We start from the raw sequence: 15,137 nt of genomic DNA, 5'->3' as shown, positions 1-15,137 counted from the left end.
AGACATGGATACTTCGGCTGACGATGTGTTGGGACACATACTCGGAAAACAGATCGACAAGCAGGACGCGTTGCAACGCGTCAATCTGCTGGCTCCGGACGAGCGTAGCCGCGTGGTAGCTACGCTCAAGGCGACACTGAACACCGACGTTGAGGCAGACGCACCGCCTGACGCGCACCCGAAGCGTTTGGCCGTGACGCGCAAGCCGGTGCACGAGGGCGAGCTGAGCGAACAGAACAAGCAGTTCATCGAGACACTGATCGAACTGTTCGTCGAGCGCACGGCGACGTCCAAGCGCAATGCGTTGATGCACCAGGCGTACTTTGTCGATCAGCGCAAGGTGGCGGGGCTGAAGCGGGCGCTCAAGCCCATGCAATACCAGCTTACCTACGAGAAGGCCGAGGGCGCTTATCTCTACGATGTCGATGGCAATAAATATGTGGACATTACGGGTGACCAGGGCGTCAACTTCTTTGGTCACCAGGCAGGATTCATCACGCAAGCCCTGAAGACGCGTCTGGGCCAAGGCTACCCCTTGGTGGGCTATAGCGAGGACTTGTTCGAGGCCGCCAGACTATTTTGCGAACTGACCGGACACGAGCGCATGGTGTACACGCAAAGCGGCACCGAAGCCGTGATGTGGGCGGTGCGCATGGCGCGCGCGGCGACGGGAAGAAAGAAAGTGGTGATTTTCGATGGCTCATATCATGGGCTGTCCGATACTGTGCTGGCCATGCGTGGCCGCGACGGTTCGACCTTGTCGGCCGGCCTGGGCATGCTGCAGGAGTTTGCCGATCAACTGATCATCGTCGATTACGGCGATATGGACCATTTGTCCCTGATCGAAAAAAACGCAGCCGACATCGCCTGCGTACTGACCGAGCCCATTCAGTCCCGCTTCCCGTCGCGCCAGCCGCATGAGTTCGTCAAGGCCTTGCGCACGTTGACGCTGGAGAAGGGTATCGTCCTGATCTTCGACGAAATGATCACCGGCTTTCGTGCCGGCCGGAAGGGGGCCGAGGCTTTCTATCAGGTCAAGCCCGATCTTGCCACGTACGGCAAGGTGGCTGGCGGCGGTATGCCGACGGGCATCATTGCGGGATTGTCGAAGTACATGGACTATATCGATGGCGGGGTGTGGGAGCTGGATGACGCCTCTATGCCCAGCCTGCGACGGGCGGTCATGGCGGGCACCCATACGCAGAATTCGCTGAAAGTGTCGGCCAGCCTGGCGGTGATGCAGGAGATGCAGCGTCTATGCATTGCCGACGAATGCAGTCCTCTGACATGCGCTTGCCCGATAGGCCAGTTGAATCGCCGGACCAAGGCGATGTGTGACGACATCAACGCCTATTGTCATGACAAGCGAGTGCCTTTGAGCATTGAATACTTCACTTCGCTGTTCCGCGTGTCGCTGGGACACGATCCCTACGGGATCGTGCGCGAACTGCTGATGATTTTGCTGAAGACAAACGGCGTCGAGACGTCGTTGTCGGGTAACAATTTTCTTAATCTGGCGCATACCGATGAGGACGCTCGCGGGGTAGTCGACGGCTTCAGGCGCAGTGTCGATACCCTGCTTGAGCATGGCTTTTTTGTCGAAAGCGAGATGACGGAAAAGGCCAGCACCGCGACAGCCGAAAAGTACGCCGCGATACGGATTTCCGGCGCAGCAGCGTCCGGCGAGAAGTCGATCTCCGGTGGTTCCGATACTGAATTCCCGCTTCACCGTTTGATGGAAATGGTGCTGGCGGATCTGCGCAGCGTCAACACGCAAGGGTGATCCAAAATGGTTAAGACCGCTGAAATCGATGTCCTGAGCGAGATCTTGCGAGTGATCGAGTCGACCTTGAAGGTGCCGGCCGAAGAGATCGATATCGACGCCAACATGGAGACCTTCGGCATTAATTCGCTGATCGTGATGGAGTTGATGGAGAACGTCGAGAAGGAATTCGACGTCACCCTGTCCCCCACGCAATTTTCGGATGTCGAGACTGTGCGCGATCTGTCGAGTTTGATAGAGAGCCTGCTGGAAGAAAAACTCAGTGCATCCGCCGCACCCACGGCGGCTGCGACGGCGGCCACGCCAGTGTTGACGTCAGAGCAGAGCACCCAAGGGCTACCGCCACATGTCATGGAGTACGTCAGGCAGCGTTACGGCATCGATCTATCGGGCCGTCGCTTTGCTTCGGTAGAGGAACTGGCGAACGCGCTGGTGTCTCAGCATAGCGGTGAGCTGATGAGGCACTACGGGCTGGGCGAAAATCCCGTCGAGACGAAGAAGTCCCGGGTTGCCATCGTCGGCCTGGGCTGCCGCCTGCCTGACGCGGAGAATCCGACGCAGTATTGGGCCAATTTGCTGGCACGCAGGAATAGCGTGCGGGAAATCCCCCAGGCGCGCTGGAACTGGGAGGACTATTACGCCGAGGAAGTCGCGCCGGGCAAGACGGTGTCAAAATGGGGCGCGCTCCTTGATCAGGTGGATTGCTTCGACGCGGAGTTCTTCGGCATTCCTGCCGAAGAGGCGGCTTCCATCGATCCCCAACTACGCCTGTTACTGGAAGAGGCCTATCACGCGGTCGAAGACGCCGGCATCAACATGAAAAGCCTGTCTGGCTCTCGCACGGGTGTCTTTATCGGCTACGAGTATGGTGAATACGAGCACCATCTGCGCCGATTGAACAACCAGGACTTCACTAAAGGGCCGCTGTTCAGTTCGTCCAGTCCCTCCTATTACCTGGCCAATCGCATATCGCACACTTTTGATCTGTGTGGGCCGAGCGAGTCGTACAACGTCAATTGCGCGTCGTCCGCTGTCGCCATCAACCAGGCCTATTCCTCGTTGTTGAATGGGGAAAGCGACGTGGCGATCGCCGGCGGCGCATCGCTCAACCTGTTCGCCGGAGACTACGTCGCCGCGTCGCAGTACGGCATTCTTTCGCCGGATGGCACCAGTGGCGTGTTCGACGATGATGCCAAGGGATTCACGCGTGGCGAGGGTGTGGGCCTGGTGGTCCTCAAGCGCCTGGCCGATGCCGAACGCGATGGCGACCGCATTTATGCCGTGATCCGGGCGGTACACGAGAACCATCGTGGCGCCGCGCGCAATATTTCCGAGGTGAAGCACGAAGCGATTACGGCCGCGCTGCGGGATTGCTATGAGCGCGCCAAGGTCGATCTCGAGAGCATCGATTACGTCGAGGTGGATGGCTACGCCAGCAAGTGGGCGGACTCGTTCGAGTATGAAGGCGTCAAGGCTGCCTTCGCAGGTAGTTCGGCCGGCAAAAAGCATGTGGCGCTGGGCAGCGTCAAGGGCAACATCGGCAACACCGAGCCCGTCAGCGGCGTGGCCAATGTCATCAAGCTGGCGTTGGCGCTGCATCACAAGCGTTTCCCCGCGACGATATCCGTGAAGAAGGTCAATACCTTTCTGGACGTGCATCAGGCGTCGCACCCACTGTACATTGCCGACACCGAGATCGCGTTCGACGAGATCCGTGGCGAGCAGGACCGCCCGATCCGCGCCGGTGTCAATTCGTTTGCCGATAGCGGCACCAACCTCCACATTCTGCTTGAAGAGCACATGGCGGCGTTATCCAGCCCGGGCGCATCTACGGGCGAGCGTCAGTTGTTCGTGTTATCGGCGAAGAACGCCGCCAGACTGGGCGTTTATGTTGGCAAATACATTGAATACCTAGCCGACGAAACGGTGACAGATGCCTTCGACGACCTGATCTATACGGCCCAGACCGGCAGAGAGCCCCTGGCACAACGTTTGGCTGTGGTGGCAACGTCGCGCACCGAGCTGCTGGACAAGCTCAGGCAGGTGATGAAGGCTGGCATCAAGGACGGACTCGGCCTGGAACGCAAGGGCATCTACGATGGCAGGCTGGACGCGGCCGCGCGCAACCCTCTGGCCGGGCTGATTACGCCGGACATGGTACGCATGCAGCTGACGCACAGCCAGCAATCAGGGCAGTGGGCGCAGATGGCGCAATTGTGGGTGAATGGCGTGGACGTTCCATGGGCGACGATCTGGTCGCGGCCGGCCCGTCGGCGCGTCAACTTGCCGACGTATCCCTTTGCGCGCATCCGGCACTGGGTGGATATCGAGATGGCCGCTACCCTCGAAAGCGACGTAAAAAGGGTGGTGCACCAGGCACCGGCCGCCGCGGAACCCGACATGGCCACCGAGCTGTCTTCCGCCGTGCCCACGCAGTGGTATTTCTACTTTCCTTCTGAGCAGGCCGACGTGCAGACCGATGAAAGCGGACTGAGCGGTGAAGAGAAGATGACGTTGTTCCTGCGCCAGGAGATCGCCCTTCGGCTGCATCAACCGATAGATGATGTGTCGCTGGACATCGACTTTATCGAGCTGGGCATGAGTTCAATCGGCATCGCCGAGATGATCATCAAGGTCGATCAGATGCTGCAGACGAATCTTTCGCCTAGCGTGATTTTCCAGAATCCCGACATCAGCTCGTTGGCGACGTATCTGGCGCGCACCCACGCCGACATGATGGACGCCATGCTGGTGAGCGCCGACGAGCCGGATCCCGCCCATGTGCGGGCCGCGGCGAGCGCACTGCCGGCCACAACGGTGGCGTCTCCGGCCGAGATACTCATCGGGTTGCAGCTCAAGGGTGACCGGACGCCGCTGTTTGCGGTGCCGGGTGCCGGCGGCAATGCGCTGTCGCTGCAACAGATCAGCCATGCGCTGGGAACTCGCCAGCCGTTTTATTGCTTTGACCCCGTAGGGCTGGATGGTGCGGCGCCGCTGACGTCGGTTGAGGAAATGGCCGGCCTGAACGTCCAGATCCTGCGTACGGCCCATCCGTCGGGGCCTTATCGCCTGTTGGGCTATTCCAACGGCGGTATCGTCGCGTTCGATATGGCCAGGCAGTTGATGGCTGCCGGCGAAACCGTGGAGAAGCTGGTGCTGCTCGATTCGCTGGCCCCGCCATTGCTGAGTAGGGAACCAATGGAATCGATGACGATTGCGGTGTTCAATCACTTCATCGCTTCGTTGGGTGCGACTTCCAGCATGGACGTGGCGACCTTGCAGGCCGTGCCGCTGGAGGGTCGGGCCGAGTACTTGTACGACTATGCCGTCGGATTGGGGCTGGATCTTCCCAAGCGGCAGTTTGTCGCGACATTTGAGGTGGCCACCGCCAGTGAAGTCGCGTGTCGCAGTTACGAGCCGGTGCCCTTGTCCGGCGAAGTGGAGGTTGTCCTGTATCGCGCCAATCAGGGTTTTGGTGATGTGCCGGACGATTATGGCTGGAATGCCTTGATTTCCGCCCGGTTGCAGGTGTGCGAAATCGCCGCGGACCACTTCAACCTCTTGGAAAAAGATCCCATCGGTGTGGTGGCACGGCATCTGAATCCCATCCTCGCCAAATCCTCGCGCAAAGGCAAGGATCGCACGGCAGCCGTCGCATAGGACCGGCTCACGCTACTGAGCCACGACCGGGCCTAGGGTGGGCCGGTCGCCACGGCGAAACACGCTCGCATTAATTGGAATACGGCAGCAGCCCGGCGCGTTCTCGCGAGGCGCCGACGCAGCTGGTGCGTTCTGGAATCTCTCTCTCCCTCTGGAATAGTCGATGAAACGCCTTATGAATTGGTTGGCGCAATATTTCTCGCAGGTTCCTGACAAGGTGCTGCGACGCAAGCGTCTGGTCTGGATTCTGTTCATTGCCGCGACGGTGTTCTTGGTCGCAGGAATGGGTAAGGTGAAGTTCGACACTTCCATCGAAGGCTGGTTCGACAAGAATGATCCGCTCATTGTTGCGTTCGACTGGTTCCACCATGACTTCGGCAGTGATGATCATTTGTACGTCGTCTATGAACCCAAGGATGGCGACGTATTCTCGGACCAGTCGCTTGCCACCCTGTTGAAACTGCAGCAGGAGATTGAACAGCGCGTGACCGAGGCGCAGGCAGTAGAGGGGTCCGCGTTGCAGCACGTGGTCAAGGTCAATTCGTTGATCAACGCCCGGGTGACGTATGCCGAGGACGGCTCGCTGCGTTCCAGGCGCCTGGTTGGGGACAAGGTGCCGGACACCGAGGCGGGGCGGAAGCGGGTACGCGAGGTAGCGGAATCCCAGCGTAGTTTTCCCCTGCAGTATTTCTCCAAGGACTACAAATACGGCGGCATGATCATAGAAACCGACTTCGGCGCGATTCCGCTGGAGGCGGCGCAGGCGTCCGGACCGGTTTCCGTGGAAAGCTTGTCGTTCGACGCGCCTGCCGAGGGAGGCTATGCGCAGCAACGGCCGCAGTTCAAATCAACCGACCTGGCGGACTACGTCGCGTTGATGGATGAGGTCGAGCTTATTCTGAACAAGCCCGAATACGCAGATCATTTCGAGTACTACCCTGTGGGTAGTACCGCCGCCGCCGAGTACAACGTGGCGATGATCTCGGAGATGGGCGTGCTCAATATGGTGGCCCTGATCATCATCATGGTCCTGCTATGGGTGTTGTTCCGTTCTTTCAGCGCGGTGGTCTGGCCGATCTCTATCGTTGTGTTGAGTACGGTCTGGATGGTGGGCATTACCGCGTGGCTGGGTTTACCCATTACCGGATTTGTGATGGTGGCGGTGATGTTGGCACTGGCGCTAGGCGTGGCCGACACGGTTCATGTCATGTCGGCTTACCTGACTTCGCGACGTAACGGTCTGGACCACAGGGAAGCCTTGCGTCACGGTTTTCGACACGTGGGCGTGGCGTGTTTGCTGACGACCGTCGCCAATGCGGTGGCGGTGGCTGCATTGAGTATCACCCCCATCGTACCCATACAGGTTTTCGCCTTCATGTGTGTGCTGGGCGTCAGCTTGCCGTTCTTTTTTTCGGTGTATCTGCTGCCGCTGATGCTGGACCTGTGGACGCCCAAAACATCGACGACCGCAGATAAGGCGGGCAAGCGCGGCAGTTGGCTGCCGAATATCTCCGAATGGCTGTCGCGCAAATTGGAAGGCGTGTTACCGGCAGTCGAGAAACGTCCAAAATCCATCATTGCCGTGTTCATGGCGATATTTGCGCTGTGCATTTATGGCGCTTCTCAAACCGTGGTGGATACGGACCCCGTAGGGACATTTCCCCAGGATTCAAAGATACGGCAGAGCGTGCGCCTGGTCGACGCCAACATGATGGGCGCGCAGAGCATGGAGATCTATATCGATCTGGATGAGATCAATGGCTTTCACGATCCTTTCGTGCTCAAGACGATAGAGAAACTTCAGGCGACGCTGGAACAGCAGCACCCTGACCTGATCGTGAGAACGACCTCGGTCGTCAACACCGTCAAGGAGTCGTATCAGGTGTTGCACCTGGGGCAGGAAGACAAATACAGGGTGCCTGACACTGTCAACGAGGTGTCGCAGACGCTATTCCTGTTCAATCAGTCGAATCCGGAAGACCGCCGCCGCATGGTCGCGGACAATTATGACCGTGCGCGGATCAGTGTGCGCCTTTACAACCGGGGTTCGCATCAGTACACCGAAGCATGGGAGGCCATGCAGGTGGAGATCGATCAGGCGGCCGCGCAGATCCAGCAAAAATATCCCAACGCCATGGTGGCTATCACCGGCATGTTGCCCCTGATGATGCAGGGCTCCGACATGCTGACCACGGGCGAGTTGCAAAGCTTCGGCCTTGCCCTGGTGTTGGTCAGCATTATGTTGCTGCTGATTTTCGGCACCGTGAAGGCGGGGATTATCGCGCTGGTACCCAACCTGATTCCGGCGTTGCTTGCCTACGGGGCACTGGGCTTGTTGGGCATACCGCTGGACATTACCACCATGATGATCGCGCCCATCATCATCGGTATCGCCATCGATGACACCGTCCACTTCATCACCCGCTATCGCAGCGAGTACGAGTTGCTAGGCGATATCCGCAAGGCTCTGGACGTCACCATCCGGGAGACCGGCCATTCGGTGGCGTTCACCACCGCCGTGCTGGGCCTGGGCTTTGGCGTCATGGCGTTTGCCGCCGATGCCGGTGCGTCGAATCTGGGGACATTTGGTTTTGCGGCCATTCTGATGGGCCTATTGAATGATTTGTTCCTGCTTCCCGCGTTGATCCTGGTTTTCCATTTGACCTTTCCCCGCGAAAGGACAAGTGCCTCCCAGTCCGCCAACGCCAATCTTTCCGCGTCCGGCGTGGAACCCTGAACGGGCGCGTCGAGGCATGCCTTGCCCCGACGCGAGGGAGTCCGTTTTTGATCTCTTGAGGAAATTATGGCTTTTATCTCGACGAAACTGCGTGCCTTTGCGTTCTCCATGGCATTGGTCCCCGTTCTTGGCGTTGCGGCCGAAGAGTCTGCCCAGGCCATCATGGAAAAGGTCGACCATGCGACGCGTAAAAGTTTCGACACCCAGCTCGCGTTTGTAAAGATCACGACCTGCAAGTACACCGTGGTCAAGGGCAGCGTCCAATGTACCGAGAGACCGCGCGAGGTGGTGGCGGAAAACACCAAGAAGGTCAGAATCGAAAATGGCCTGTTCTACGACAATTCGCTGTCCATCCAGCGCGATCCCATCAGTGATCGCGGCACCAGCCTGCTGGTTTACGAATACGGTGAACGAGGCCGCGCCAACGACAATTGGATTTACCTGCCGGCGCTGGGAAAGATCAATCGCGTCATTGCCAACGACGACGAGGCGGGGAGTGTGTTCGGCTCGGAATTTTCGGTGGAAAGCACAGAGAACCCCGAAGCCCGCAAGGTATATGAATACACCTACAAGATTCTCGATGAAGTCAAACAGGACGGCCGGGACGCCTGGGTGATCGAGTTGTTGCCGACACCGGAAAAAGCCAGGACCACGTCCTACACCAAGGTCGTTGCCTGGATCGACAAGAAAACCTATCTGACCCTCAAGGAAGATCTGTATCGCGGCGCCAAGGTGCACAAGCAGCGCACGCAATCCGGTATCAAGGAAGTCGATGGCGTGTATGTCACGACAATCGCCATCATGAACAATCTGACCACGTCCCGCATCAGCCAGATGGCAAAGCTGTCGATGCGCCACAACATTCCGGTCAACGACGAGTTTCTCACGCAGCGCGCGCTCACGGATTTCTCGTTCCGAGAGCGTAATCTTGCCCAGTTCCGTGCGGCTTTGAACGTCGAGCCGGCCAGCCAATGAAGGGACGCTGTACGGCGCTGCTATTTGGCGTCCTGCTGAGTGCACAGGGATTGGCGCAGGAATCCGATTCGGCGACGGATACCTCGCCTAGTCTGGATATGACGCAACCGCTGGACTTGTCGAACCTGAATTTGAGCGCGCCTGGCGGGCTGGGGTTGGAGGCTCCGGAAACCAGCGATATCGCGCCCAATGCCTACCGTTTCACGCTGGGGTATGAGTTGTCGGCGCTCACCAACGATTGGTCGGAACTGGTGAACAACCGAAGCTGGATCCGCTTTGAGTACTCGAAATTTTTCAGCAACAACCTCTATGTGCGGCTGGACACCAAGCAAAACGTGTATTGGAGTCAAGATCATCGAGCTGAGGCGCTTGACCGGACGGTCTACTTTGAGAACAGTACACCGGAAGCTTTTGTGCAGTACAGCCGGCCAGATGGCCAGACGGCCTTCCGGCTGGGCGTACAGCGCATGATCTGGGGTGAGTCTCAGGCTGGCGCGATTACCGATGAGGTCAGCCCAAGAAATTTGTCTGAGCTATTCCTGGTTCCCCTAGAGGAATCGCGCCTGGGACAGTTCATGCTGAGCGTGGATCATTTTTCATCGTTGGGTGACTTTACGGCTTTTTATGTGCCGCGGCCGCGGTTCAACAAGTATGCCGATGAAGATACGGCGTACTACCTGGATCCGTTCGATGGACAGGCCTATGTTCATGATGTCGTGGGCAGTGATCGCAATGAGTACGGCATGCGCTGGCGCAAGGCATACAGCGGAAGCGATGTCAGCTTAATGGCGGCCAGCCTGATCGACAACGACTATGCCATGCGCTACGACGGCGTGGATGCCGATGGCCGTCTCCATATGACGCGTCTGGCAAATCGCATCGGCATGGTAGGCGGTGCATTTAACTATGCCAGCGGAAAGTTTCTATACCGCGGCGAGTTGGCATACAAGTCGGGCCGGCTGTTCAGCGATGCCAACTATCAACTTGTTGAAAAGGACGTAATCGACGCGGCGCTAGGTTTTACGTATTCGCTGGGCGGCTCTAACACGATAGGCATGGAGGTGGTCAACAGCCATGTTGTGGATTGGGATAGCAGCATAACGGGCATCCCGCGCGATACCACCTCGCTGGTGCTGGACGCCAATTTGTTCTTCTTGAATGACATGTTGTCGGTGAGTTGGTTGACGGTGTTCACCCAACCGTACACCAGTATCCAGACATCGATCCGCACCGCATACAAGTGGAGCGACAACCTGACCTACAGCCTGGATTTGCACGCGTTGGCGGTACCCGACGAAAACAACGCCCTGTATCCGTTCCGTGATATGCACCAGGTGGTGTTGCGGGCGGAGTACAGGTTCTGAACGCCCCTCAATCGAGATCTCACGCATGAACAGCAACGACCGACATGATGAGTACGACGCCATCATTGTTGGCTCAGGTACGGCAGGCGCCACCATCGCCAGCGAACTCAGCCGGAGCAAAAAGAAGGTCTTGATCCTGGAGAAGGGGGAGACGGTGGTCTTGCGCGAAACCCTTGCCGGCATTCTCGCCATCGCGCAGGAGGTCAAGCTGGGCAAGGGTCGACTCTCCACGGTGCGCGCGATCACCACAGGTGGCTCTACCGGCATGTATTTTGGCGTCGTTGGCTACCCCGATCTGGACATTTTTTCTGCCCTGGGCATTGATCTTTCGTGGGCCCTGGCCGAGGTCAAGGCCCAGTTGCCGATCGCGCCCATACCGGACGAATTGCTCACGCCGCAGGCAAGCCGCTTGCGCGACAGCGCCAATACGCTGGGACACGTCTGGGGGAAGTACGACATGCTGGTTGATTGGTCGCGTTGCCACGGCGGCTATAGCTACGATGCCAAATGGAAGGCGCGTAGCCTGGTGGAGTCGGCTCTCGACGATGGGGCGGTGTTGACGACGCGTGCCACGGTGGACCGCATCCTGGTCGAGGACGGCATCGCTGTTGGCGTTGAATATCACGAGAAAAATGGCCTGTGGCGGTCGAGGCAGAGAAGGGCCTTCGGCAAGAAAATCGTGCTGGCGGCCGGCGAGCTTGCCACGCCGGGGATTTTGCGCGACAGCGGGTTGCGTGACGTGGGCGATCGCGGCTTCGTGTGCAATCCGGGCTATGCGATCTATGGCCTGGTTCCCGATATGCAGGGCATCAGCGGCTTTGTCGGCAGTATGGGCTGCATGGACGACGACGGTATTGAACTGGGCGACGCCAATATTCCGCGTCCCATCCATGGTCCGATGATGTTGGGCGGTTTGAATTTTCGTCATCTTTTTTCGTTTCCGAAAACCCTGGGCATCGGCGTCAAGGTCAAAGATGAGTTTGGCGGCGAACTCACCGACGATGGCCGATTTCGCAAGCAGATCAGCGTCGCAGACCAGGCAAAACTGGACAAGGGCCGGCGTCGTGCCGTCGAGATTCTCAAGCATGCAGGCGCTCGCCACATCGTTGACTTTGGCGTGACCGCAGCGGGTCGCGTGGGCGGCATGGTTCGCATCAACGAACACATCGACAGCCAGTTGGAGACTCCTTATCGCAATCTGCACGTTTGCGACGGGTCGATCATTCCGGAAGCATTGCGGGTCCCGCCTACGCTCACCCTCGTCTGCCTGGGCAAATATTTATCTCGACATTTGTCCACGCAAATTTAAGCGGGCTTGCCGGCTCGCTTGTCTCCCTATTTTTTTTACCCCATCTCTATCACGGAGTCACCATGGAACAAGCTCTGAACTCTCCCGAGGATACGCGCGTCGCCGCGACATCGGCGCCGCCCCGAAAAAGAAGGCGCATCCTGCGAGTCCTGGGATACATCGTGCTGGCGCTTGCTGTCATTGCCTTGGTTGCTCATTTTGTCTGGCGCGCTTCGGGTTCGAACGAGTGGGAGCTGGCAAAGGACGAAAACGGCGTCAAACTGTGGACGCTCAAGACGCCGGGATCCGGCCTGGTACGGGTACGTGGCCTGGTCGAAGTCGATTCCAGGTTGGCCGGCATGATGACGCTGATCGAAGACCTCGATAGCTGCGTCGACGCGTTTTGCTACGACGAAAAGCGTCTGGACCAGATCCCTAGCGTGAAGGGGCGCGCCGCGACCTATGTCCGGTACAAGTTCGATATTCCTGGGCTGAAGACGCGGGATTATGTGTTGTTTGCCGAGCGCAATCAGCAGCCCGGAAACAACCAGGTCGACGTTAACGTCATCGCCGCGCCCAACAGACTGCCGCGTGATGAGTGCTGCGTGCGCGTTACGCACTTGCACAATCACTGGAAGTTGACGCCATTGCCCAACGGCAAGCTCGAGATCGACTTCATGCAGGACACCGACCTGGGCGGGCTGCCTTATTTTTTCACGAATTTCGCGTTGACCGAGGGTACGTTCCAGGTGTTGCGCGATATGCAGAGCATTCTCGACAAGGACCGCTACAAGAACGCGGTGGTCGAGGATATCCGTGAGTACGGCGAGAACTGAAAAAGACGAGGGTGGCAGCAATGGAATGGATGACGGAGCGGCTTCATCAGTTCGATGGCCGGGCCATAGCCGAGGGGGATGCGGCTACGTTGACCTACGCCGGCTTTGTTGAGCGCATCGCGCATTGGCGCGATGTCCTGGATCAATGGAGAATCGCGCCAGGTGAGCGGATCGGTCTTGTCGCTGATTATCACATTGAGGTGGTGGCACTGATCGTGGCCCTGATCGGTAACGGTTGCGTCGTCGTTCCGTTGCCTGATGACGAAGCCAGCGTATTGGACGAAAGATTGGACATCGTTTGTGCCACCCGCCTGATCCGTGTGGTTGGGGGCGCAACGCAGGCCACGTGCCACGATCTGGCGTTCAGCGGCGAGGTGTCGCCGCTGTTGAATCAGCTGGTAGCACACCACAAGCCCGGGTTTGTGATTTTCACGTCTGGTAGCACGGGCAAAAGCAAGGCGGTATTGCTCGATTTCGAGCGCATGGTAGAGAAGTTTCGGAGCAAGGCGCGCAACGGGTTTCGCACGTTGCTGTTCCTGAAGCTGGATCACATCGGCGGGCTGAATACCCTGTTTTCCGTGATTCTGAATGGCGGCACTGTTGTGACCTGTGGGGGACGTCAGGCTGCCGAGATTTGTGCCTGCGTGGAAACGAACGCGGTAGAGCTACTGCCGACGACACCGTCATTTTTGACGATGTTGCTGATGTCCGGTGTTTATCGCGACTACGATTTGTCCTCGCTCAAGGTGATTACCTACGGCACCGAGGCGATGCCGGAATCCACGCTGGTTGGCCTGCATCGGGCGTTTCCCGGCGTTGTGCTCAAGCAGACCTATGGCTTGTCGGAGCTGGGCATCCTCGCTACTCAATCCAAGGATTCTTCTTCCCGGTGGATGAAGATAGGCGGCGCCGGCTATGAAGTAAAGGTACAGAATGGCACCCTGTGGATCAAGAGCGCAAGCGCCATGCTGGGCTATCTCAACGCGCCCAGCCCGTTCGATGCCGACGGCTGGTATGACACCGGCGACAAAGTGGCGGTGGACGGCGAGTACGTCCAGATACTGGGACGTGAGTCTGAAATCATCAACGTCGGCGGCGAGAAGGTGTTTCCGATAGAGGTCGAGAGCTTTCTGCTGACGCTGGACAATGTGCGCGATGTCATCGTGCGCAACAAGCCCAGTCCCGTTCTTGGCCAGATCGTGTGGGCCGAGTTCGTGCTCGCACAGCCCGAGGACGCCGCTGCGTTTCGCAAGCGGGTGGTAGACGCTTGTCGCGGACGGTTGGCGCCGTTCAAGATCCCCGGGCTAATTACGCTTGCCAGGGCAGACACTCTGGTGGGAGACCGGTTCAAAAAGATTCGCAAGAGCAAAGCCGCAACGCCGGCCGTGCCCTGATTCATCTGGAGTTTTCATGGCAAAAAACAAACAAAAAGTGGCTGTCGTCAGCGGCGGCAGTAGGGGGCTCGGTCTGGGCATTTGCAGCATGTTGGTGCAAGAGGGCTATGCCGTCGCGACATTCAGCCGCAAGCGTACGACGGAACTGGACGACTTGATGGCCAGCGTGCCGGGGCGCATGTATTGGCAATCGGTGGACGTCGCTGATCAGAGCCAAATCGTGAATTTTCTGCGCAACGTCAAGAAAGAGCTGGGACGTTGCGGCTATCTGGTCAATAGCGCGGGCATGGCCAACGAAGGCCTGCTGACTATGATGAAGAACAGCGAAATCTCGCGCATGATCCAGGTCAACCTGGATGGCTCCATTCGTCTGGCTCAGGCTTGCGTCAAGCACATGCTGGTGGGCGGCGGCGGGGCGATCGTCAACGTGTCATCGGTGGTGGGTGTACGCGGCTTCAAAGGGGTCGCGGCCTATGGCGCGACCAAGGCGGCGCTGGATGGGTTCACCCGCGGACTGGCCAAGGAAGTCGGCTCGATCGGCATCCGCGTCAACTCCGTGGCGCCGGGTTTCATGGAGACCGAGATGACGGCTGAGCTTACTGAAAAACAGAAAAGACGCATCGTACGCCAGACGCCCTTGAATCGGCTTGGCACGGTGGGAGATGTGGCATCGGCAATCCGGTTTCTGTTGTCCGATGAATCGCGGTTTATCACAGGCCAGACCATTGTGGTCGACGGCGGCCTGACAGTTTGAACAGGGGAGTGTCTGGAAATGGATATCAACACTAGAGAGCAGGTCGAGCGCGTGGTGAGAATGGTTGCGCAGGAGCATGGTCTGGAAGTCACGCTTATTTCGGATGACACGGCCATCGTCGACGAACTGGGGTTTACCTCCATGATGGTGGCGACCTTGATCGCCAATTTGGAAGAGGAATTGGGCGTCGATCCTTTTGCCGATGAGGACGTCATGATCACCGACGTGCGAACGTTTGGCGATCTGCACTCCGTGTATGGACGCTGTCTGGAGAGCGCGCGCTAGCCGTGGATTGTCTGCGGGCCGGGCACGGGTGCCCGCCACTGATTTTTATGAGATAGAGAAG

The 15,137-nt window shown here is 58.4% G+C and carries 10 protein-coding genes; all 10 read left to right on the top strand.

Translation table 11 applies throughout. The annotated features are described in order from the left end of the window. Nucleotides 1-4: 4 nt before the first annotated feature. The 10 genes from ACYVDM_RS08080 (at nucleotide 5) to ACYVDM_RS08035 (ending at nucleotide 15,076) form a co-directional block, all read left to right on the top strand. Nucleotides 5-1,783: an aminotransferase class III-fold pyridoxal phosphate-dependent enzyme gene (locus ACYVDM_RS08080; RefSeq protein ID WP_415792041.1), complete on the top strand. Its 1,779-nt coding sequence runs from the start codon at nucleotides 5-7 to the stop codon at nucleotides 1,781-1,783. 6 nt (nucleotides 1,784-1,789) lie between these two features. Further along, the gene (locus tag ACYVDM_RS08075; RefSeq protein WP_415792040.1) at nucleotides 1,790-5,443 is read left to right on the top strand and encodes a beta-ketoacyl synthase N-terminal-like domain-containing protein; all 3,654 of its coding nucleotides are present in this window, start codon (nucleotides 1,790-1,792) and stop codon (nucleotides 5,441-5,443) included. Between the two features lie 163 nt (nucleotides 5,444-5,606). Further along, on the top strand, nucleotides 5,607-8,180 hold the full coding sequence (locus ACYVDM_RS08070; protein WP_415792039.1) for an efflux RND transporter permease subunit: 2,574 nt from the start codon (nucleotides 5,607-5,609) through the stop codon (nucleotides 8,178-8,180). Nucleotides 8,181-8,246: 66 nt separating this feature from the next. Next, entirely contained in the window at nucleotides 8,247-9,155 is a 909-nt protein-coding gene (locus ACYVDM_RS08065; protein WP_415792038.1) for an outer membrane lipoprotein-sorting protein, read from the top strand. Beyond that, entirely contained in the window at nucleotides 9,152-10,519 is a 1,368-nt protein-coding gene (locus ACYVDM_RS08060) for a DUF1302 family protein (protein WP_415792037.1), read from the top strand. Before ACYVDM_RS08065 ends, ACYVDM_RS08060 begins: the two co-directional genes overlap by 4 nt. A 25-nt stretch (nucleotides 10,520-10,544) precedes the next feature. Continuing rightward, nucleotides 10,545-11,828, top strand: a complete 1,284-nt coding sequence (locus ACYVDM_RS08055; RefSeq protein ID WP_415792036.1) for a GMC family oxidoreductase N-terminal domain-containing protein — start codon at nucleotides 10,545-10,547, stop codon at nucleotides 11,826-11,828. Between the two features lie 62 nt (nucleotides 11,829-11,890). Continuing rightward, nucleotides 11,891-12,643: an SRPBCC family protein gene (locus ACYVDM_RS08050; protein ID WP_415792035.1), complete on the top strand. Its 753-nt coding sequence runs from the start codon at nucleotides 11,891-11,893 to the stop codon at nucleotides 12,641-12,643. Nucleotides 12,644-12,663: 20 nt separating this feature from the next. After that, nucleotides 12,664-14,037: an ANL family adenylate-forming protein gene (locus tag ACYVDM_RS08045; RefSeq protein WP_415792034.1), complete on the top strand. Its 1,374-nt coding sequence runs from the start codon at nucleotides 12,664-12,666 to the stop codon at nucleotides 14,035-14,037. Between the two features lie 16 nt (nucleotides 14,038-14,053). Then, on the top strand, nucleotides 14,054-14,791 hold the full coding sequence (locus tag ACYVDM_RS08040; RefSeq protein WP_415792033.1) for an SDR family NAD(P)-dependent oxidoreductase: 738 nt from the start codon (nucleotides 14,054-14,056) through the stop codon (nucleotides 14,789-14,791). Nucleotides 14,792-14,809: 18 nt separating this feature from the next. Then, nucleotides 14,810-15,076 carry an acyl carrier protein gene (locus ACYVDM_RS08035; RefSeq protein WP_415792032.1) on the top strand — a complete coding sequence of 89 codons (267 nt, stop codon included), beginning with the start codon at nucleotides 14,810-14,812 and terminating at the stop codon, nucleotides 15,074-15,076. Nucleotides 15,077-15,137 lie beyond the last annotated feature (61 nt).

Source organism: Bordetella tumulicola (genome assembly GCF_054779135.1).
Note: the sequence above shows the minus strand (reverse complement) of the source record. Positions and strands in the feature narration are given on the sequence as shown.

Excerpts from the sequence above, each read along its gene's own strand:
- ACYVDM_RS08080 (WP_415792041.1), top strand. The coding sequence starts at position 5 with ATGGATACTTCGGCTGACGATGTGTTGGGACACATACTCGGAAAACAG.
- ACYVDM_RS08075 (WP_415792040.1), top strand. The coding sequence starts at position 1,790 with ATGGTTAAGACCGCTGAAATCGATGTCCTGAGCGAGATCTTGCGAGTG.
- ACYVDM_RS08070 (WP_415792039.1), top strand. The coding sequence starts at position 5,607 with ATGAAACGCCTTATGAATTGGTTGGCGCAATATTTCTCGCAGGTTCCT.
- ACYVDM_RS08065 (WP_415792038.1), top strand. The coding sequence starts at position 8,247 with ATGGCTTTTATCTCGACGAAACTGCGTGCCTTTGCGTTCTCCATGGCA.
- ACYVDM_RS08060 (WP_415792037.1), top strand. The coding sequence starts at position 9,152 with ATGAAGGGACGCTGTACGGCGCTGCTATTTGGCGTCCTGCTGAGTGCA.
- ACYVDM_RS08055 (WP_415792036.1), top strand. The coding sequence starts at position 10,545 with ATGAACAGCAACGACCGACATGATGAGTACGACGCCATCATTGTTGGC.
- ACYVDM_RS08050 (WP_415792035.1), top strand. The coding sequence starts at position 11,891 with ATGGAACAAGCTCTGAACTCTCCCGAGGATACGCGCGTCGCCGCGACA.
- ACYVDM_RS08045 (WP_415792034.1), top strand. The coding sequence starts at position 12,664 with ATGGAATGGATGACGGAGCGGCTTCATCAGTTCGATGGCCGGGCCATA.
- ACYVDM_RS08040 (WP_415792033.1), top strand. The coding sequence starts at position 14,054 with ATGGCAAAAAACAAACAAAAAGTGGCTGTCGTCAGCGGCGGCAGTAGG.
- ACYVDM_RS08035 (WP_415792032.1), top strand. The coding sequence starts at position 14,810 with ATGGATATCAACACTAGAGAGCAGGTCGAGCGCGTGGTGAGAATGGTT.